General features: G+C 61.3%; 17 protein-coding genes, 1 tRNA gene, 1 pseudogene and 1 riboswitch. Of the genes and pseudogenes, 7 read left to right on the forward strand and 12 right to left on the reverse strand.

Annotation, left to right across the window (positions count from 1 at the left end):
• The first annotated feature begins 36 nt into the window (after window positions 1-36).
• Both argF and LZK81_RS03205 read left to right on the forward strand, forming a co-directional pair.
• The gene (gene argF, locus LZK81_RS03200) at window positions 37-954 is read left to right on the forward strand and encodes an ornithine carbamoyltransferase (protein WP_046610918.1); all 918 of its coding nucleotides are present in this window, start codon (window positions 37-39) and stop codon (window positions 952-954) included.
• 212 nt (window positions 955-1,166) lie between these two features.
• A complete protein-coding gene (locus LZK81_RS03205; protein WP_046603196.1) occupies window positions 1,167-2,156 on the forward strand; it encodes an Hsp33 family molecular chaperone in 990 nt (329 codons plus the stop codon).
• 38 nt (window positions 2,157-2,194) lie between these two features.
• On the opposite strand, the gene LZK81_RS03210 is transcribed toward LZK81_RS03205, so the two are convergent.
• From LZK81_RS03210 to LZK81_RS03220, 3 genes are all read right to left on the reverse strand, one after another.
• A complete protein-coding gene (locus tag LZK81_RS03210; RefSeq protein ID WP_233955183.1) occupies window positions 2,195-3,769 on the reverse strand; it encodes a tannase/feruloyl esterase family alpha/beta hydrolase in 1,575 nt (524 codons plus the stop codon).
• A 115-nt stretch (window positions 3,770-3,884) separates the two neighbouring features.
• Window positions 3,885-4,277 (reverse strand): Co2+/Mg2+ efflux protein ApaG, encoded by a 393-nt coding sequence (gene apaG / locus LZK81_RS03215; RefSeq protein ID WP_046603197.1) that lies wholly within the window; start codon window positions 4,275-4,277, stop codon window positions 3,885-3,887.
• Between the two features lie 160 nt (window positions 4,278-4,437).
• Window positions 4,438-5,622 (reverse strand): O-succinylhomoserine sulfhydrylase, encoded by a 1,185-nt coding sequence (locus LZK81_RS03220; protein ID WP_046603198.1) that lies wholly within the window; start codon window positions 5,620-5,622, stop codon window positions 4,438-4,440.
• Window positions 5,623-5,666: 44 nt separating this feature from the next.
• A riboswitch (SAM riboswitch) is annotated at window positions 5,667-5,745 on the reverse strand.
• 73 nt (window positions 5,746-5,818) lie between these two features.
• Between LZK81_RS03220 and LZK81_RS03225 the strand changes: the two genes are divergently transcribed.
• The 3 genes from LZK81_RS03225 to LZK81_RS03235 all read left to right on the forward strand — a co-directional run bounded on the left by LZK81_RS03225 (window position 5,819) and on the right by LZK81_RS03235 (window position 8,621).
• On the forward strand, window positions 5,819-6,913 hold the full coding sequence (locus tag LZK81_RS03225) for a 2'-deoxycytidine 5'-triphosphate deaminase (protein ID WP_233955184.1): 1,095 nt from the start codon (window positions 5,819-5,821) through the stop codon (window positions 6,911-6,913).
• Between the two features lie 53 nt (window positions 6,914-6,966).
• Window positions 6,967-7,040 (forward strand) — tRNA-Gly (locus LZK81_RS03230).
• A 171-nt stretch (window positions 7,041-7,211) separates the two neighbouring features.
• Window positions 7,212-8,621, forward strand: a complete 1,410-nt coding sequence (locus LZK81_RS03235; protein ID WP_233955185.1) for a pyridoxal phosphate-dependent decarboxylase family protein — start codon at window positions 7,212-7,214, stop codon at window positions 8,619-8,621.
• A gap of 99 nt (window positions 8,622-8,720) precedes the next feature.
• On the opposite strand, the gene LZK81_RS03240 is transcribed toward LZK81_RS03235, so the two are convergent.
• From LZK81_RS03240 to LZK81_RS03280, 9 genes are all read right to left on the reverse strand, one after another.
• Window positions 8,721-10,451 carry an ABC transporter substrate-binding protein gene (locus LZK81_RS03240; RefSeq protein WP_233955186.1) on the reverse strand — a complete coding sequence of 577 codons (1,731 nt, stop codon included), beginning with the start codon at window positions 10,449-10,451 and terminating at the stop codon, window positions 8,721-8,723.
• Between the two features lie 75 nt (window positions 10,452-10,526).
• On the reverse strand, window positions 10,527-10,808 hold the full coding sequence (locus LZK81_RS03245; protein ID WP_233955188.1) for a DUF2160 domain-containing protein: 282 nt from the start codon (window positions 10,806-10,808) through the stop codon (window positions 10,527-10,529).
• A gap of 16 nt (window positions 10,809-10,824) precedes the next feature.
• Window positions 10,825-11,652: a carbohydrate ABC transporter permease gene (locus LZK81_RS03250; protein ID WP_046603203.1), complete on the reverse strand. Its 828-nt coding sequence runs from the start codon at window positions 11,650-11,652 to the stop codon at window positions 10,825-10,827.
• A 16-nt stretch (window positions 11,653-11,668) separates the two neighbouring features.
• Window positions 11,669-12,535 carry a carbohydrate ABC transporter permease gene (locus LZK81_RS03255; RefSeq protein ID WP_037087143.1) on the reverse strand — a complete coding sequence of 289 codons (867 nt, stop codon included), beginning with the start codon at window positions 12,533-12,535 and terminating at the stop codon, window positions 11,669-11,671.
• 3 nt (window positions 12,536-12,538) lie between these two features.
• Window positions 12,539-13,609, reverse strand: coding sequence for an ABC transporter ATP-binding protein (locus LZK81_RS03260; RefSeq protein WP_037087140.1), 1,071 nt, complete (start codon window positions 13,607-13,609; stop codon window positions 12,539-12,541).
• 11 nt (window positions 13,610-13,620) lie between these two features.
• On the reverse strand, window positions 13,621-14,691 hold the full coding sequence (locus tag LZK81_RS03265; protein ID WP_233955189.1) for an ABC transporter ATP-binding protein: 1,071 nt from the start codon (window positions 14,689-14,691) through the stop codon (window positions 13,621-13,623).
• Between the two features lie 40 nt (window positions 14,692-14,731).
• Entirely contained in the window at window positions 14,732-16,219 is a 1,488-nt protein-coding gene (glpD, locus tag LZK81_RS03270) for a glycerol-3-phosphate dehydrogenase (protein WP_418936464.1), read from the reverse strand.
• 129 nt (window positions 16,220-16,348) lie between these two features.
• Window positions 16,349-17,131, reverse strand: coding sequence for a DeoR/GlpR family DNA-binding transcription regulator (locus tag LZK81_RS03275; protein ID WP_233955191.1), 783 nt, complete (start codon window positions 17,129-17,131; stop codon window positions 16,349-16,351).
• A 105-nt stretch (window positions 17,132-17,236) separates the two neighbouring features.
• A complete protein-coding gene (locus LZK81_RS03280) occupies window positions 17,237-18,115 on the reverse strand; it encodes an aldo/keto reductase family oxidoreductase (RefSeq protein WP_233955193.1) in 879 nt (292 codons plus the stop codon).
• A gap of 94 nt (window positions 18,116-18,209) precedes the next feature.
• On the opposite strand from LZK81_RS03280, the gene LZK81_RS03285 reads away from it, so the two are divergent.
• Entirely contained in the window at window positions 18,210-19,115 is a 906-nt protein-coding gene (locus LZK81_RS03285) for a LysR family transcriptional regulator (RefSeq protein WP_233955194.1), read from the forward strand.
• 165 nt (window positions 19,116-19,280) lie between these two features.
• Window positions 19,281-19,394 (forward strand): annotated as a pseudogene (locus tag LZK81_RS03290) (cysteine hydrolase); the annotation flags it as partial.
• Window positions 19,395-19,397 lie beyond the last annotated feature (3 nt).

Raw genomic sequence — 19,397 nt, forward strand, 5'->3', positions numbered from 1 at the left:
GCCGTTGCTGGTTTCCCGCTTCACAGGGAACATCACATGGCATCTCCCAAGCATTTCCTCGATCTTTCTGCCGTTTCCCCGGCTGATCTCAGGGCTATCCTCGACGACGCGAAGGTCCGCAAACAGGCGACCAAGGCCGGTACGGCGGAAAAGCCGCTCGCCGGCAAGATGCTGGCGATGATCTTCGAAAAGCCCTCCACCCGCACCCGCGTCTCCTTCGATGTCGGCATGCGCCAGCTCGGCGGCGAAACGCTGTTTCTGTCGGGTACCGAGATGCAGCTCGGTCGCGCCGAGACGATCGGCGACACGGCCAAGGTCCTGTCGCGTTACGTCGATGCGATCATGATCCGCACCACGGATCACGCCCGTATGCTGGAGCTTGCCGAACACGCGACCGTGCCGGTCATTAACGCCCTGACCGACGATACGCATCCCTGCCAGATCATGGCCGATATCATGACCTTCGAGGAGCATCGCGGGCCGATCGCCGGCAAGACGGTCGCCTGGACCGGCGACGGCAACAACGTGCTGCATTCCTTCGTGGAAGGTGCCGCCCGTTTCGGCTACCGCATGAACATGGCTGTGCCGATGGGCTCGGAACCCGCCGACAAGTTCCTCAACTGGGCGCGCAACAACGGCGGCAACATCATGCTTTGCCATGATGCCGAAAAGGCGGTCGCCGGCGCTGATTGCATCGTCACCGACACCTGGGTGTCGATGAACCAGGAGCACAAGGCACGCGGCCACAACGTCTTTCAGCCGTTCCAGGTCAATGCCGAGCTGATGAAGCGTGCCGACAAGGATGCGCTGTTCATGCACTGCCTGCCGGCCCACCGCGGCGAGGAAGTCACCGACGAGGTGATCGACGGTCCGCAGTCGGTCGTCTTCGACGAGGCTGAAAACCGCCTGCACGCACAGAAGTCCATTCTCGCCTGGTGCTTCGGCGCCGTCTGAGTTCAACGTCCCGGATGGAGGACGCGGAGAGCTGGCGGCGGCAATCAACCTTGATTTTCGCCCCGCAATCCCCCATTTGTCGGCTTTCAACAATACGCCGTCTTCTGGACTGGCGTTTCAACACACATCGTCGACGTCTTTTCCTCCGGCCAGCGGTTCCGCTCGGGCTGGCGCTTGTGTAAAGGTTTGGGTCGGCGCGAAGGAGTGATGTCATGGCGGAAGCGACTGTGGAACTCAACGAACTCGACTTTGCCGGAGACGATCGGGTCGTTCCCTTCCAGGTGGAGGGTCTCGACGTGCGCGGCCGTGCGGTCCAGCTCGGACCGCTTTTGAACACCATCCTCAGCCGTCACGAATATCCAGGCCCGGTCGCGCGGCTGCTTGCCGAGGCGATCGTGCTGACGGCCCTGCTCGGCACCTCGCTGAAATTCGATGGCAAGTTCACGGTGCAGACCAAGGGCGACGGCCCGGTCGATCTGCTGGTCGCGGATTTCTCGACGCCCGACAGCCTTCGTGCCTATGCCCGTTACGATGAAGAAGCCTTGGCCGCTGCCGTCGAGGAAGGCAAAACCTCGCCGCCCGATCTCCTCGGACACGGAGTACTTGCCTTCACCATCGACCAGGGCCGCGGCATGCAGCCGTATCAAGGCATCGTGCCGATGGACGGCTCATCACTCGAGGAGATCGCCGGCGTCTATTTCCGTCAGTCGGAGCAGATCCCGACCAAGGTCCGCCTGGGCGTCGCCGAGCTCTTCGACCGCGATGCCGATGGCAAGCCGCGTCACAACTGGCGGGCAGGCGGGCTTGTCGCGCAGTTCCTGCCGCACGCGCCTGAGCGCATGCGCCAGCCGGACCTGCATGGCGGCGATGGTGACGAGCGCGATTTCGAGTTCACCGAGGACGATTCCTGGGCCGAAGCCCGCACGCTGGTGGAAACCATCGACACCGACGAACTGACAGACCCACGGGTCGCAATCGAACGGCTGCTGTTTCGCCTGTTCCATGAGCGCGGGGTGCGGGTCTACGCGCCGCACCCGGTGTTCGACCGCTGCAGCTGCTCGCGCGACAAGATCAAGGGCGTTCTCTCGGGGTTTTCCGCCGAGGAGATCGAGGCGAGCGAGGAAGACGGCGAGATCGCCGTCACCTGCGAGTTCTGCTCGACCACCTATCGCTACACGGCCGACGAATTCGCCGCAGCCTGATTATCGAACGGCGGGAGTTTCCTCCCGCCGGTTTCGTTTCAAGGCATCTTGCATTCGAAGTTCGCACCATCCTTCACATCGCCGTTGCCGGAATATTTGGCCGATTGCGGGTAGGGGCAGAGCGGCCGGGTCATCGCCGGCTTGCCGTCCTTGATCTGGCTTGCCTGGATCACCGTCGGCGCCTTGCCGTTTTCCACCCAGTCCATCAGTGGCGTGAAGGCATCGAAGACATCCGTGCCGTAACCCGCGGTGCAGTGGAACATGCCGGGCACCATGAACAGGCGATAGAACTCCGCCGTCCGCTCTGCGCCCATCTGTTTGCGGACGGCTTCATAATAGTTGACGCCCATCATCGGGTTGAGCGCCGGGTCGGACCAGCCGAAATAGGTGATCATCCGACCGCCGCGCTTCTGGAATTCGCTGAGGTCCGGATTGGTCGCGTCGACGATCTCGCGGATCGCCCCGATCTTCGGATATTCCGTGTCGAAGTCGAATGTCTTCCAGTCGATCGCTTTTCCGGAGGCGGGCAGCATCGCCATGTTCTTGACGAAGGTCTCGCCATAAGCGAGTTGCCGGCTTGGCCCCGGATCGGACACCATCCACATGTCCCAGCCGCTCACGCCGGTCGGATCAACGCCTTCGGTCCCCAACTGCACACCGGGGAAAATAGTCTCGCCCTTGATCTTCACGCCGCCCGCCAGCGTCTTCAGCGTGTCCGCCTGCGCCGGCGTGAAGCAGTCGGAACCGCCCGCCTCGCAGATCTTCAGGTCCTTGGCCGGATCGAAATTGCACTGGCGCGGATCGGCAATCAGCCCGTCCTTGGCGCCGTCGATCGCATCGCACTTGTCCATCACCGCCTTGGCGAGAACTGGAAGCTGCGCCCGGCTGATCGGCGCCTTGAGCAGCGCCCGCGCATTCCAGACACCCCAGATCTGCGTATTGGTGAGATCGAGGACAGGCGCTCCGGCGAGAATGCCGTCGAAGTCGCCGGGGTAGCGCTGTGCCGCCATCAGCCCCTGGCGCCCACCCGTCGAGCAGCCATCCCAGTAGGAGAACGACGGATGCCGGTCGTAATAGCGTGCGGCGATCGCCTTGGCCGTATCGACGGTGACATGCACGGCGCGCGAGCCGTAGTCGATCAAGAGGCCGAGATCCTGCGCGAAATCCCCGAGCTTGTAGCTGACCGCATCATGGCCGGTATTCTGCTGGACGGTGAGGAAACCCTTCGAAAGCGCCGCGTTGCGAGTCGCGATCCGCGACGCCGCGGCAAGATCCTCCCCGGCAAAACCGCCATTGCCGAACATGTACAGCCGCCGGTTCCAATTGTCGGGCAGGGTGATCTCGAAGCGCACCTGCGGCCGGATATAGCCGGTCACCTGGCAATGGCCGGGGACCGTTCCCACGCCGGCGACGTGCGTGGCTTTCAGGGTGGTGACGTCGGCGAAGGATTGGCTGTTCAGCATGCCGCAGGCGATCTGCGGCGAGACGGTGGCGGATGCGAAATCCGGCCTGTCCTTCTGGTCGATGAAACTGCTTCTGTTTTGCGCGAGCGCCGGAGTGAAGGCCGCAAGCGTCACTAACGCGCAGGGCGCCAGCAGAACGGGTCGTGTCATCAAGTTCTCCTCCCAAAGACTGTTTGACGACGACAGGATGCCGCAGGAGGGAGGGGGCAACAAATAGAAAAACCGCCGCCACCCATAACCTGTAGGTTGTCGTCGGGGGCGCGGTCTAGTTGAGGACGCGCATCAGGCCCGGTGAATCCAGCGAGAAGGCCGGAATCGTCACCTCGAAGGTCTCGCCTTCATCGGTCTGCATATCGTAATGACCGAACATCAGCCCGGATGGCGTGTCGAGAGGACAGCCCGAGGAATATTCGTAACTGTCGCCGGGCTTCAGCCGCGGCTGCTCGCCGACGACCCCCGGCCCGTCCACTTCATCGACGATACCGTTCTGGTCGGTAATGTGCCAGTAGCGATGCACGAGCTGCACGGTAAGCGTCGAATGGTTCTCTATGACGATGCGATATCCCCAGACATAGCGGCTCTCTTCCGGATTGGATTGCTCCTCCAGATAGTATGGCTCAACGGCGACATCGATATCTCGTGTCCGGGCGCGATACATGCGACACCTCAACAACTCTTACTGGTTCGATATTGTACAGGGGGGCCGCAAGGTCAAGAATTCTCGCGGTTCGAACAACCGAGTGTGAGCATTTGTTGAAGTTAAGGATAACCGGGATGGTGAATCTCGTGGTCGATCCACCATCCCGGAAAGCGAAGACTTACATGCCGGCCTTGGACAGCGCCTGGGCGAAATCCTCGATCAGGTCATCAGTATCCTCGATGCCGGCAGACAGGCGCACGGTGCCGGGCGAAATGCCGAGTTCGGCACGGGCCTCATCCGTCAGGTTCTTGTGCGTCGTTGTCGCCGGATGGGTGATCAGGCTCTTGGCGTCGCCGAGATTGTTGGAAATCTGCACGATCTCCAGCGCGTTCTGCAGCTTGAAGGCCGCGTCCTTGCCGCCCTTCAGCTCGAAGCACACAAGCGTGGAGCCGCCCGTCATCTGCCGGGCGATGATATCCGCCTGCGGATGGTCCTTGCGGCCCGGATAGATGACCTTTGCGACCTGGTTCTGGTCGGCGAGGAAGTCGGCGATCTTCGAGGCGCTCTCCGTCTGCTGCTTGACGCGCAGCGGCAAGGTCTCGATGCCCTTCAGCAGCGTCCAGGCATTGAACGGCGACATGGCCGGGCCGGTGTGGCGGAAATAGTCGTGCAGGTTCTCGTCGATCCAGGCTTTGTCGGAAAGCACGACGCCACCGAGGCAGCGGCCCTGGCCGTCGATGTGCTTGGTCGCGGAGTAGACGACGATATGGGCGCCGAGTTCCAGCGGCTTCTGGAAGAGCGGGGTCGCAAACACGTTGTCGACGACGACCTTGGCGCCGATCTGGTTGGCGAGCTTGGCAACGCCGGCAATGTCGACCACTTCGAGCGTCGGGTTGGTCGGGCTTTCCAGGAAGAACACCTTGGTCTTCGGGGTGATCGCCTTTTCCCAGTTTTCCAGGAAGCGCCCGTCGACCAGCGTGCATTCGATGCCGTATTTCGGAGCGAGCGTCTCGACCACCCAGCGGCAGGAGCCGAACAGGGCGCGTGCGGCGACGATATGGTCGCCGGCCTTCAGCTGGCAGAGGATCGCGGCGGTGACGGCAGCCATGCCCGAGGCGGTGGCGCGCGCATCTTCGGCGCCTTCCAGCATGCACATGCGCTTTTCGAACATGTCGTTGGTCGGGCTGCCGTAACGCGCGTAGATGAAGCCGTCTGTCTCGCCCTTGAAGCGCGCTTCCGCCGCTTCCGACGTGTCATAGACGAACCCTTGCGTCAGGAAGATCGCTTCCGAGGTTTCGCCATATTGCGAGCGCAACGTGCCGCCGTGTACGAGCTGAGTTGCCGGGCGCCATTTGTTAGTCATGCGTGTTCCCCATTCAGAACAAAAAAACCGGTCGCATAAGCAGACCGGTTTCGCACCCGGTCTTTTTAGCCACTTATTTAACGTGGCTGCAAGCCGACCGGCCAAATCACCACGGGATAAGAGTGGCATAGCGCCGCGCCCCGCTTGCGTCAATGGCTCGCATTTGGTTTTGTCGCCTCGAAAACTTGAGAGAGACATGATGGCTCGCGAAACAGGAATTTTGGCGGACCGCGCAATCGCGGCGCTTTTCGACAGTGGACGGCTGATCTCCGAGCGCGAGCTCGATCTGGACCAGATCCAGCCTGCAAGCCTCGACCTGCGCCTCGGCGCCAAGGCGTTTCGCGTCCGCGCGAGCTTCATGCCGGGCCCGACGAGCCTCGTCTCCGACAAGCTCGATCGCCTCAAGCTGCACGTGATCGACCTCTCCGAAGCCGCTGTGCTCGAGACCGGCTGCGTCTACATCGTGCCGCTGATGGAACGGCTCGACCTGCCGGCCAACATGTCCGCCTCCGCCAATCCGAAAAGCTCTACCGGCCGGCTCGATATTTTTACCCGGGTCATCACCGATTACGCACAGGAATTCGACAAGATCCCCGCCGGATATTCCGGTCCGCTCTATCTTGAAATCTCGCCGCGTACTTTCCCGATCGTGGTGCGCCGCGGTTCGCGCCTGTCGCAGATCCGTTTCCGTGTCGGCAACGCGCTGCTTGGCGAGCCGGATCTCCTGCGGCTCCACAACGACGAAACCCTGGTGGCGTCCGCCAGGCCGAATGTCTCCGGTGGCGGCATCGCCCTGTCGATCGATCTTTCCGGCGACAGCGTCGGCCTGATCGGTTATCGCGGCAAACACCACACGGCCGTCGTCGATGTCGACAAGAAGGCCCAGCACGACATCTTCGATTTCTGGGAACCGCTTTACAGCCGCGGCCGCAACGAACTGATCCTCGATCCGGACGAATTCTATATCCTCGTCTCGCGCGAGGCGGTGCACGTGCCGCCGCTCTATGCGGCTGAGATGACACCCTTCGATCCGCTGGTCGGCGAATTCCGCGTCCATTATGCCGGTTTCTTCGATCCGGGCTTCGGCCACGAGGCGGCCGGCGGACGTGGCAGCCGTGCCGTGCTCGAAGTGCGCAGTCACGAGGTCCCCTTCATCCTCGAAGACGGCCAGATCGTCGGCCGCCTGGTCTACGAACACATGATGGAAAAACCCGAAGGCATGTACGGCGCCGGCCTCGGCTCCAACTACCAGGCCCAGGGCCTGAAGCTGTCCAAGCATTTTCGCGTCTGACGCCACCTCCGGCTTGACAGCCGATGCCGTCTGTTGGAAATCTGCGAACCGACGCGGGTGTAGCTCAATGGTAGAGCAGCAGCTTCCCAAGCTGAATACGAGGGTTCGATTCCCTTCACCCGCTCCAGCTGCCCCGTCTGCCGGAATGCGACAGTCATCGCCTCCATCACTTGATGATGGAGCGTGGGGTTAGGGAACTGCCCATATTATGGTAAGCTGCCGCTGAGAATTCCAATAATTAGAACCGGCATGCACCACGAGCCGCCATCGCAGTCGCGATGACAGGGAGGCACCGTCCATGGCTGAGGGCATAGACACGCTTTTTGCAGAGGCTGCACGCCTGGCCGCCGGCTTCCGCCAGACCGAGCCTCGGCTCCACCGCCCGCAATTGCAGTACCAGGAATGCCTGGCCACACTCGCCGAAGATCTCCAGGCGGAAACTCTCGCGATGGAGGACGTCCTTCGGCATCTCGTGGAAAAGGCAGAGCCGGGGCTCCACCGAATGACCGGGCCGAGTTTCTTCGGCTGGGTGATCGGCGGCTCACATCCGATGGGAGTGGCGGCCGATTTCCTCACGAGCTCCTGGGGGCAGAATGCCGGCAATCATACCGCGTCTCCCGCCGCGGCGTCCTTCGAGAAGGTCGCAGCCACGTGGCTTCTGGACGTTCTCGGCCTGCCTGCGCAATCTTCCGTGGGCTTTGTGACAGGGGCGACTGTCGCCAACTTCAGCTGTCTGGCCGCCGCGAGAGGCGAAGTGCTTCGCCGGGCCGACTGGAATGTCGACGCAGACGGGCTTTTCGGTGCGCCGCCGATTACGGTTGTCATTGGTGACGATGCCCACACCACCGTTTTCTCAGCCTTGCAGTTCCTGGGGCTTGGGCATGACCGCGTCGTCAGGGTGGCGACCGATCCGCAGGGGCGTATTCTTGCCAGGCATTTCGAAGAAGCGGTCAACAAAGCCGATGGGCCCATGATCGCTATCCTTCAGGCTGGGCAACTCAATACAGGGGCCTTCGATCCGTTCACCGAGCTTGTCCCGGTCGCCAGGAGCAGGGATGCCTGGGTGCATGTGGATGGTGCATTTGGCCTGTGGGCAAAGGCTTCACCGTCGACGCGGCACCTTTGTCCCGGAGTGGAGCTGGCGGATAGTTGGGCCACCGACGGCCACAAGTGGCTCCAGACACCCTATGACAGCGGCTACGCGATTGTGAGGGACGAAGTGGCCCACCGTCGCGCCATGACGATCGCTGCCAGTTACCTCCCCATTGCGGCAGAGGGGGAGCGAGACCCGTCACATTATGTGCCGGAGCTTTCGCGGCGAGCGCGTGGTTTTGCAACCTGGGCAATGATGAAGCATCTCGGCCGAAACGGCATTGCCGGTCTCGTGGAAGGCTGCTGCTCCTCCGCGCGGATCATTGCCGAGCATCTGTCACGCGAGCCAGGCGTCGAAATCCTGAACGAGGTTGACCTCAATCAGCTGATCTGTCGCTTCGGCTCGGATCTCCCGACAACCGACGCCGACGACGTCACGAGACGAACCATTACTCGGCTGCAGCGCGAAGGAACGATCTTCGTGACTGGAGCGAGGTGGAGAGGGCTCGACGTTATGCGGATTTCTGTATGCAACTATCAGACTGACGCGAATACGGCGATGCTGGCCGCGAAGGCTGTGTCGGCAGCGTTCCGGAAGGAGCGGTTGGGCAACTAAGCTGCGGCAGGCACCCCGCCTTGGCCCCAGGAGCGCTGGCGAATGGAGACTTTTGCAGTCGGTGGCCGCCGGGCGCGTTGAGCGCCCGGCGAACCGGCTTTACTTCTTGGCGTCAGCCCAGCTCTTCACGAGCTCGTCGTAGTTGATGGTGACGGGCTTTTCCTTCTCGTTGGCGACCTTGAGCTGGGGAGCGAGGTTGCCTTTCGCGACGGCATCCTTGTTCCAGTATGCAAGATCGCGTTCCTCGGCGAGCGCCGGTCCCATGTCACCCTGGACCTTGGCACGCTCCAGGCGCTGCAGGACCTTTTCCTGCTCTGAGCAAAGCGAGTCCATGGCCGCCTGGGCAGTCTTGGCACCCGAGGACGCATCACCGATCGCCTGCCACCACAGCTGTGCAAGCTTCGGATAGTCAGGCACGTTGGTGCCGGTCGGCGACCACTGGACGCGGGCCGGTGAACGATAGAACTCGATCAGGCCGCCGAGTTTCGGCGCGCGGTCCGTGAAGCTCTTGTGCCGGATGGTGCTCTCGCGGATCAAGGTGAGACCGACATGGCTCTTCTTGACGTCCACCGTCTTCGAGGTGACGAACTGGGCATAGAGCCAGGCCGCCTTGGCGCGGTTGGTGGGCGTGGATTTCATCAGCGTCCAGGAGCCGACGTCCTGATAGCCGAGCTTCATGCCGTCCTTCCAGTAGACCCCATGCGGAGACGGAGCGAAACGCCATTTCGGCGTGCCGTCCTGGTTCATGACAGGCAGGCCTGCCTTCACCATGTCGGCGGTGAAAGCCGTGTACATGAACATCTGCTGGGCGATTTCGCCCTGGGCCGGTACCGGCCCGGATTCCGAGAAGGTCATGCCCTGGGCGGCGGCCGGCGCATAGGCCTTCATCCAGTCGAGATATTTCTGGATGGAGTAGACGGCCGCCGGGCCGTTCGTGTCGCCGCCGCGTGCGACGCAGGAGCCGACCGGCTGCGATTTTTCGTTGACCTTGATGCCCCATTCGTCGACCGGCAGGCCGTTCGGAAGGCCCTTGTCGCCGTTGCCGGCCATGGAGAGCCAGGCGTCGGTGAAGCGCCAGCCCAGCGACGGGTCCTTCTTGCCGTAATCCATGTGGCCATAGACCTTCTTGCCGCCCACGTCGCGGCCGGTGAAGAACTCGGCAATATCCTCATAGGCCGACCAGTTGACCGGCACGCCAAGCTCGTAGCCATACTTGGCCTTGAAGTCGGCCTTGTTCTTGGCGTCGTTGAACCAGTCGTAGCGGAACCAGTAGAGGTTGGCGAACTGCTGGTCCGGCAGCTGGTAGAGCTTCTTGTCCGGTGCGGTCGTGAACTTCAGGCCGATGAAGTCCTGGAGGTCGAGGCCGGGGTTCGTCACGTCCTTGCCTTCGCCCGCCATCCAGTCGGTGAGCGAGCGGGCCTGCTGGTAACGCCAATGCGTGCCGATCAGGTCGGAATCGTTGACGTAACCGTCATAGATGTTCTCGCCGGATTGCATCTGGGTCTGCAGCTTTTCAACCACGTCGCCTTCGCCGATCAGGTCATGGCTGACCTTGATGCCGGTGATGGCGGCAAAGGCCGGCGCCAGGACCTTCGATTCGTATTCATGCGTGGTGATTGTTTCGGAGACGACCTTGATATCCAGGCCGGCAAGCGGTTTTGCCGCATCGATGAACCATTGCATCTCCTTTTCCTGCTCGGCACGGGAAAGCGTCGAGAGTTCGCCGACTTCCTTGTCCAGGAATTGCTTTGCCTCATCCATGCCGGCATAGGCGGAACCGGTCAGAGCCAGCAGCACCGCTGCCGTCGTTGTCATAAGATGCCGTCGCATTTTATCCTCCCAGAGTTTTGCGATTGCCATTTCGTACCGAGTGGCGGTTCTCCCGCCACCTTTTCAGCTTGCCTTTCAGACGAAGCGGAAGACGCCGATTGCGTAGACCACTGCCAGGGCAAGAGCCCACCACAGGTTGGGGCCGATAAGCCCCAGCCATGCGAGATGAATGAATGCCGCGCCGAGCAGCGAGATGAAGAGCCGATCTCCCCGCGTCGTCTCGAAACGCAGGATGCCGACCCTGGGCGAACCGCCCGGCACGAAATATTCCCAGATGCTCATGCCGATGAGCAGGGCGAGGATCGTCAGAAAGAACAGGGCCGTCGGCAGTGTCCAGGCCATCCATGAAAAGCTCATGCGTGGTTCCTCCTTGTCAGACCCGACCGAGGGCAAAGCCCTTGGCGATGTAGTTTCGAACGAAATAGATGACGAGTGCGCCGGGAACGATGGTCAGCACGCCGGCGGCTGCCAGCACGCCCCAGTCCATGCCCGACGCCGAAACGGTGCGCGTCATGATGGCGGAAATGGGCTTGGCGGCCGTAGTCGTCAGCGTCCGGGCGAGCAGCAGTTCCACCCAGGAAAACATGAAGCAGAAGAAGGCCGCGACCCCGATGCCCGAGGCGATCAGCGGCATGAAGATCTTCACGAAGAACCGCGGGAAGGAATAGCCGTCGATATAGGCGGTCTCGTCGATTTCCTTCGGTACGCCCGACATGAAGCCTTCCAGGATCCAGACAGCAAGCGGCACGTTGAACAGGCAATGGGCGAGGGCGACCGCGATATGGGTGTCGATGAGACCGAAGGCGGAATAGAGCTGGAAGAAGGGCAGGGCGAAGACGGCGGGCGGCGCCATGCGGTTGGTGAGCAGCCAGAAGAACAGATGTTTATCGCCGAGGAACCGATAGCGCGAAAAGGCATAGGCAGCCGGTAATGCCGCCAGAACCGAGATCGCGGTGTTCAGGGCCACATAGATGATCGAATTGATATAGCCGTTGTACCAGGAAGGGTCGGTGAAGATGACCATGTAGTTCCTGAGCGTCGGGTTCTGCGGCCAGAGCGAGAAGGCTCCGGTGATCTCGGCGTTCTCCTTGAAGCTCATGTTGACCAGCCAGTAGATCGGAAGCAGCAGGAAGATGATGTAGATCGTCGAGACCAGCCAGGAGAAATTGCCTGCGGGCTTGTATTTGATTGCGCGCGCCATTGTTCTTCTCCCTCCTTCAATTGTCTGCATCGCTGCTGGTCATCACGGTGTAGAAGATCCATGACAGCAGCAGGATGATCAGGAAGTAGACGATCGACATGGCGGCGGCCGGACCGAGGTCGAACTGGCCGACCGCCGTCTTGACGAGGTCGATCGACAGGAAGGTCGTGGAGTTTCCCGGCCCCCCACCCGTGACCACGAAGGGCTCCGTATAGATCATGAAACTATCCATGAAGCGCAGCAGGACGGCGATAAGCAGCACCCGCTTCATCTTCGGTAGCTGGATGTAGCGGAACACCGACCACCTTGATGCCCCGTCGATCTTCGCCGCCTGATAATAGGCGTCCGGAATGGAGACGAGGCCGGCGTAGCACAGCAGCACGACGAGGCTCGTCCAGTGCCACACATCCATGACGACGACTGTGATCCAGGCGTCCAGAGGATCGCGCACATAGTTGTAGTCGATGCCGAGCGCCGCCAGCGTGTGGCCGAGCAGGCCGATATCGACCCGCCCGAAGACCTGCCAGATCGTGCCGACGACATTCCACGGGATAAGAAGCGGAAGGGCCATCAGCACCAGGCAGACCGGCACGCCGATCCCCTTCTTCGGCATGTTCAGCGCGATGAAGATGCCGAGCGGAATCTCGAGCGCAAGGATGATGAAGGAGAAAAGCAGATTGCGCTGCAGGGCTTCCCAGAAGCGGGCAGAATGCAGGATATCGTCGAACCAGTCGGTGCCGGCCCAGAAGAAGGCGTTGTTGCCGAACGTATCCTGGACCGAATAGTTCACCACGGTCATCAGCGGAATGGCCGCCGAGAAGGCCACCAGCAGGAGCACGGGAAGCACCAGAAACCAGGCTTTGTTGTTCCACGTCTTTTCCATGGTTCAGGCCTCCCTGCCAACGCGCCATGAATTGGCATAGATATTCAGCGCAACGGGATCGAAGGTGACGCGAGGCTCTGCCGGAACCTCCGCATCCTCGGAAACGACAATCGCAATCGATTGCCCTCCAAGGCTTGCGCGAACGATCCTGCGCCGGCCGATGTCCTCGATGCGCGTCACCGTGACAGGCATGCCCTCCCGGCCGATGCGGATGAATTCCGGCCGGATGCCCAGTTCGATCCTGCCACCCGCATCGAGCTTCGGCGCATAATCGAGGGCGATCGTCTCGGCTCCGAGCTTGATCGTACTCCCATGAATTTCGGCGGGTATCACGTTCATGCCGGGGGAGCCGATGAAATAACCGACGAATGTATGGCTGGGCCTCTCGAAGAGTTCGGCCGGCGTTCCGATCTGGACGATCTCCCCATCGTACATGACGACCACCTTGTCGGCGAAGGTGAGCGCCTCCGTCTGGTCATGGGTCACGTAGACCATGGTGAAGCCGAATTGCTTGTGGAAGCGCTTCAGCTGGGAGCGGAGCACCCATTTCATATGCGGATCGATGACCGTCAGAGGCTCATCGAAGAGGATCGCGTTGACGTCGTTGCGGACGAGACCTCTCCCGAGCGAGATTTTCTGCTTCTGATCGGCCGTGAGGCGCTGGGCCTTGCGGTTCGACCAGTCGGAGAGGTCGATGATCTCCAGCATCTCGCGGACGCGGCGATCCACATCCGGTTCCGCGATGCCTCTGTTGCGCAAGGGAAATGCCAGATTGTCGTAGACCGTCATCGTGTCGTAGATGACCGGAAACTGGAAAACCTGGGCAATGTTGCGTTCCTGCGTGGAAAGATTGGTGACGTCTTTTCCATCGAAGAGGATACGCCCGTGGGACGGCTGCAGCAGGCCGGAAATGATGTTCAGCAACGTGGTCTTGCCGCAGCCGGAAGGGCCGAGCAGGGCATAGGCGCCGCCATCGGCCCATTCGTGGTCCACCTCACGCAGCGCATAGGCGGCGTCGGATTTCGGGTTGGGGCCGTAGGCGTGGCGGATGTGATCGAGCGTGATGCGTGCCATGTTCGCCGTCCTCAAGCCGCCGCCGCGATAGCGCGGCCGTCTGTTCCAAAAGCCATCAGATGGCGGGTATCCAGGAAGAGCTCGATTTCGGTATCCGGATCGATGTCGTGGATGCCGGGTGCCAGCATGACCCAGCGCACACCGTTGTAGTGCATATGCACGAAGCTTTCGGAGCCCGTGATTTCCGAAATCTGCGTCTGGGCCTTCACCCTCGCAGCACTACCGGTCTGTGCCGCGAGCCCCAGGTGATGGGGGTGGAAGGCGATGGTCACCGGGCCGTCCGGCACGCCGGACAGATGCGGCGGCACCGCGAGACTGTCTGCTTCCCGGTATCGGAACGAGTCGCCGGACTTGACCACATCGATGAAGTTGAGTGGGGGATCGGCAAATGTCTTGGCCGTCACTAGATCCGCCGGGCGACGGTAGACCTCGATCGTCGGCCCGAATTGCGTGATCCGCCCTTCCGAGAGCGTTGCAGTATTGCCGCCGAGCAACAAGGCCTCGGATGGTTCGGTCGTCGCATAAACGAAGATGGCGCCGGATTGCGCGAAGATCTTCGGCAATTCCTCGCGCAGTTCCTCGCGAAGCTTGTAGTCGAGATTGGCGAGCGGCTCGTCCATCAGCACCAGGCTCGCATTCTTCACGAGTGCGCGGGCGAGCGCCGTACGCTGCTGCTGCCCGCCGGAAAGGTTGAGAGGCGTCCGATCGAGATAAGGCGTCAATCTCAACAGTTCCGCAGCCTTGCGGACTTCTCGATCAATTGTCTTTGCGTCCTTGCCGGCGATCCGCATCGGCGAAGCGATGTTTTCGTAGACGGTCAGGGCCGGATAGTTGATGAACTGCTGGTAGACCATCGCGACGTTGCGTTTTTGCACCGCGACGCCGGTGACGTCGGCGCCGTCGAAATACACGGAGCCGCTGGTGGGACGGTCAAGTCCGGCCATCAGTCGCATGAACGAAGTCTTGCCCGAGAGCGTCGGGCCGAGCAATACGTTCAGCGAGCCGCGATCCAGTGCAAGATTGGTCGGATGAATATGATACTCACCCCCCACCATCTTGGCGACGTTGCGCATTTCCAGCATTCGAGTTCCCGTGCCTCCTCACATCGGGAACACATGTCGCTTATCCGGCCATTTTTGCCGGTATAGCGGCCATGTACTCCTCCAGATATTGTTTTTCCGTCTCACTCAACCGCAGACCGTCCTTGGTTCTCCGCCACAACACGTCCTCCGCGCTCATGGCCCATTCACGGTCGACAAGATATTTCACTTCAACCTCATAGAGATCGCCGCCGAAATGGTGGCCAAGGTCCTGCGTCTTGGTCGCGCCGTCCAGGATCATCGCTGCGCGGGTTCCGTACCGGCGCACCAGGCGCCGCGCATGCCTTTCCTCCAGAAACGGATAGCGGACTTTCAGCTTTACCACTTCTTCCTCGTAACCCTGGGCAGGAAAATCACCGCCGGGCAGATGGCTTTTCGCCGTCCACGAATGTCCTTTTGCTCCGATCGCTTCGGCGATCTTCTCCAGCGCATGTTCCGAAAGACGGCGATAGGTAGTCAGCTTGCCGCCGAAGACGTTGAGCAGAGGTGCGCCCTGAGTGACGTCGACCTTCAGCACATAATCGCGCGTTGCTTCCTGCGCCTTTGAAGCGCCGTCGTCAAAAAGCGGGCGAACTGCCGAATAGGTCCAGACGATGTCGGCCGGTCGCACCGGCTCGCGAAAATACTCACTTGCTGCATTGCAGAGATAGGTCGTCTCCTCTTCGGAGATTTTCACATCCTTCGGATTGCCGGAATAATCCCGGTCGGTCGTGCCGATAAGCGTGAAGTCGTTCTCGTAAGGAATTGCGAAAATGATGCGATTGTCCCGGTTCTGAAAGAAATAGGCGCGGGATCCTTCGAATTTCCTCTTCACGACGATATGGCTGCCCTGGACGAGGCGCACATGGCGGGCGTCATTGTTGCCGAGCGCCTCGCGGATCACCTGATCCACCCAGGGGCCGGCGGCATTCACAAGCATGCGGGCCTGATAGGTCTCGGTCCTGCCGGTGCTGGCGCCGACGGTCTCGATAGTCCAGAGACCGCCTTCCCGACGAGCGGCAACCACCCGGGTACGCGGCAGGATCAGGGCGCCGCGATCGGCGGCATCCCGAGCGTTCAGCACGACCATCCGCGCGTCGTCGACCCAGCCGTCGGAATATTCGAATGCCTTGGTAAAAAGAGGCTTCAGAGGCTTTCCTGCCGGGTCGGTGCGCATGTCGAGCACCGCGGTCGGCGGAAGCAGTTTTCGACCACCGAGATGATCGTAGAGAAACAGGCCGAGGCGGATCAGCCATGCGGGGCGAACGCCTCCCTTGTGGTAGGGCAGGACGAAACGCATCGGCCAGATGATGTGCGGCGCCATGGCCCAGAGGGTTTCGCGCTCCATCAGCGATTCCCGCACGAGCCTGAATTCGTAATGCTCGAGATAGCGCAGGCCGCCGTGGATGAGTTTCGTGGCGCCGGAGGAGGTGCCCGAGGCAAAATCGTCCATCTCCGCGAGTGCGACCGAATAACCCCGGCCGGCCGCATCGCGTGCGATGCCGCAGCCGTTGATGCCGCCGCCGATCACGAAGATATCGTGGATTTTTTTGACCCATCATTTCCCTCGCTGATCCGAAACGGCAGCAAGCCCCTAGGCATTGTGAACTTAAAATGGATTAAATCGAAAATATTCCGAATGTCAAACGAAACTGAAGGGCTAATGAAACTCAGCGTTCGTCTCCGAAGTCTCCACCAGCGCAACGCCGTTCTGCAGACAGATTTCCCGGATCGAAGGAGACGTGCAGTGGTCGGTGATAAAGGTCTGGACCTGGGAGATCTGGCCGATACGCACGGGGGCGGTGCGCTCGAATTTCGTCGAGTCGGCAACCAGGATCACGTGCCTGGCATTGGCGATGATCGCCTGGGCAACTTTCACTTCGCGAAAGTCATAATCGAGAAGAGCCCCATCCGGGTCGATCGCCGAAACGCCGATGATCGCGTAGTCGACCTTGAACTGGCGGATGAAATCGACCGCGGCTTCACCGACAATACCACCGTCCGATTGGCGAACGACGCCACCGGCAATGACCACCTCGATTTCGTCGAGAAGACGCAACCTATTGGCAACGTTGATATTATTGGTAATCACCATGAGTTCTCGGTGATTGACCAGCGCCTCGCTGACGGCTTCGGTGGTGGTGCCGATGTTGATGAGAAGCGAGGCGTTGTCCGGAATGAGGTTGGCAGCGGCGACGCCGATCGCCTGTTTTTCCGCGGCGGCGATCTGCCTGCGCGCATCATACCGGACATTCTCGTTGCTGCGGGGAAGAGTGGCGCCGCCATGGATCCGCGTGAGAATTTGCTTGTCGCACAGATCATTCAGATCCTTGCGGATCGTTTGCGAGGTTACCGAGAACTTCGCCGCCAGGTCGTCGACGAGCACTCGCCCCGCCGACTTCGCAAGTTCGACGATCTTCGTCTGGCGGTCTGTGATGAACACCTCACCCCTCCGTTCGCTTTTCTTTCACTTTTAGCGAAAGCGCGCGTAAAGGCAAATGCCGTGCGTCGATTTTTCGACGCACGGTGGCGATCAAGTTCGGAGTGCTCAGGCGGGGCGGATGCCGGCAACACCCTCCAGTTCGGCCATCACCGCGTCCGACAGCTGCAGTTCCGCTGCGGCGAGGTTTTCACGCAGGTGGCCCACGGACGAGGTTCCCGGAATGAGGAGAATGTTCGGCGCGCGACGCAGCAGCCAGGCAAGTGCAACCTGCATCGGCGTGGCGTCCAGGCGCTGGGCAACGTCCGACAGGGTCGACGACTGCAGTGGACTGAAGCCGCCGAGCGGGAAGAACGGCACATAGGCTATGCCATCGCGGGCGAGATCGTCGATCATGGCGTCGTCTTGCCGGTGAGCGAGATTGTACTGGTTCTGCACGCAGGCGATCTTGGCGATGTCCTGACCCTCGGCAACCTGTGCCGGCGTGACGTTGCTGAGCCCGATGTGGCGGACTAGGCCCTTGCGCTGCAGCTCCGCCAGAACGGTCAGGGGCTCTTCGATCGAGCCTTCGGCCGGGCCGTGGACATCGAACATGATGCGCAGATTGACGACGTCCATGGTGTCGAGACCAAGATTGCGCAGGTTGTCGTGGACGGCCTGTGTCAGCTGCTCGGCGGAGAACGCCGGGTTCCATGAACCGTCGGTCCCGCGCATGGCGCCGATCTTGGTCACGATCACCAGGTCGTCAGGGTACGGGTGAAGCGCTTCGCGGATGATCTGGTTGGTCACGTGCGGACCGTAAAAATCGCTGGTGTCGATATGATTGACGCCAGCCTCAACCGCCTCGCGCAGCACCGCGATTGCCGCATCGCGGTCTTTCGGCGGGCCGAAGACACCCTTGCCCGCAAGCTGCATGGCGCCGTAACCGAGCCGTTTGACGTTGCGGTCGCCGAGGATAAATGTACCGGCCTGGTCTATGTTCGACATGGATATCTCCTTTTCAAGATGACGTGGATATAGAACTTGAGAGGCCGCACGAAAATCGGGTACAGTCGGCACGGGCTGTGCGGAATTTCGAACAATGAAGATCGATCTGGGTGATCTGAATGCCTTTGTGGCAGTGGCGCGCGCCGGCGGGTTCCGCGAGGGTGCGCGGAGCACGGGCGGCAGCGCATCGGGACTGAGCGAGGCGGTACGGCGTGTCGAGGCGCAACTCGGGGTCAGGCTTCTCAATCGTACGACACGCAGCGTGGTGCCGACGGAAGCAGGCGCCGGTCTGCTGGCTCGGTTGACCCCTGCGCTCACCGAGGTCGACGCGGCCCTCGACGTGGTCAACAGGTTTCGCGACAAACCTGCGGGCGTTCTCCGTCTCAATGTACCGGTCAGCGCCGCGCGGCTGGTGCTCCCGGCGATCGTCCCGCCGTTCCTCGCGACCTATCCCGACATCCGGCTCGAAATCGTCGCCGATGACAGCTTCGTCGACGTGCTGGCTGCGGGATGCGATGCCGGCATCCGCTATGACGAGCGGCTGGAACAGGACATGATCGCGGTTCCGATCGGTCCGCGCCTGCAGCGCTTCGCGGCCGCGGCATCCCCCGCATACCTCGATCGCCATGGCCGCCCCGATCATCCGCGCGACCTGCTTGGCCACGCCTGCATTCGCGGGCGTTTCACAAGCGGCGCGATGATGCTCTGGGAATTCGAACGGGACGGCGAGGTGGTGCGGATCGATCCGACCGGTCCGCTGATCGTACAGATAGGTGCAGCAACCGATCTTGCCGTCGATGCAGCGATTGCCGGCACCGGCATCATGTTGCTGTTCGAGGACTGGTTGCGGCCCCATCTCGACAATGGCTCTCTCGAACCTGTGCTCGAGCCGTGGTGGCAGCAATTTTCCGGCCCATTTCTCTATTATCCCGGCCGGCGGCTCGTGCCGGCGCCGCTGCGGGCCTTCATCGATTTCGTCAAGGCGTCCAACCAGTCGTGAAAGCGTGACGCCGGTCTTGTGTTCGATCGAGGAGCGTCCCTCCATGTCGGATGTCCGATAGTGCAGCCGGCCTTCCGCCGGTCCCGACCGGAACCACGTTCCGGATGGGGCCGCTCAGGAGCAGCGCGGAGAATGACATGGCTGGCAACCGGATTCATCTTTGCATCGACATGCAGCGGAGCCGATGACACGCATGACGCGTCGCTCGAACTTCTGGGAGACCGCTTCTCGGTTCAGCTCCGCCTCGCAACTACCGAAGAATTCCTGCGAAGACTCTAGAAA

Source organism: Neorhizobium galegae, from assembly GCF_021391675.1.
In the GTDB taxonomy this organism is placed as follows: domain Bacteria; phylum Pseudomonadota; class Alphaproteobacteria; order Rhizobiales; family Rhizobiaceae; genus Neorhizobium; species Neorhizobium galegae_B.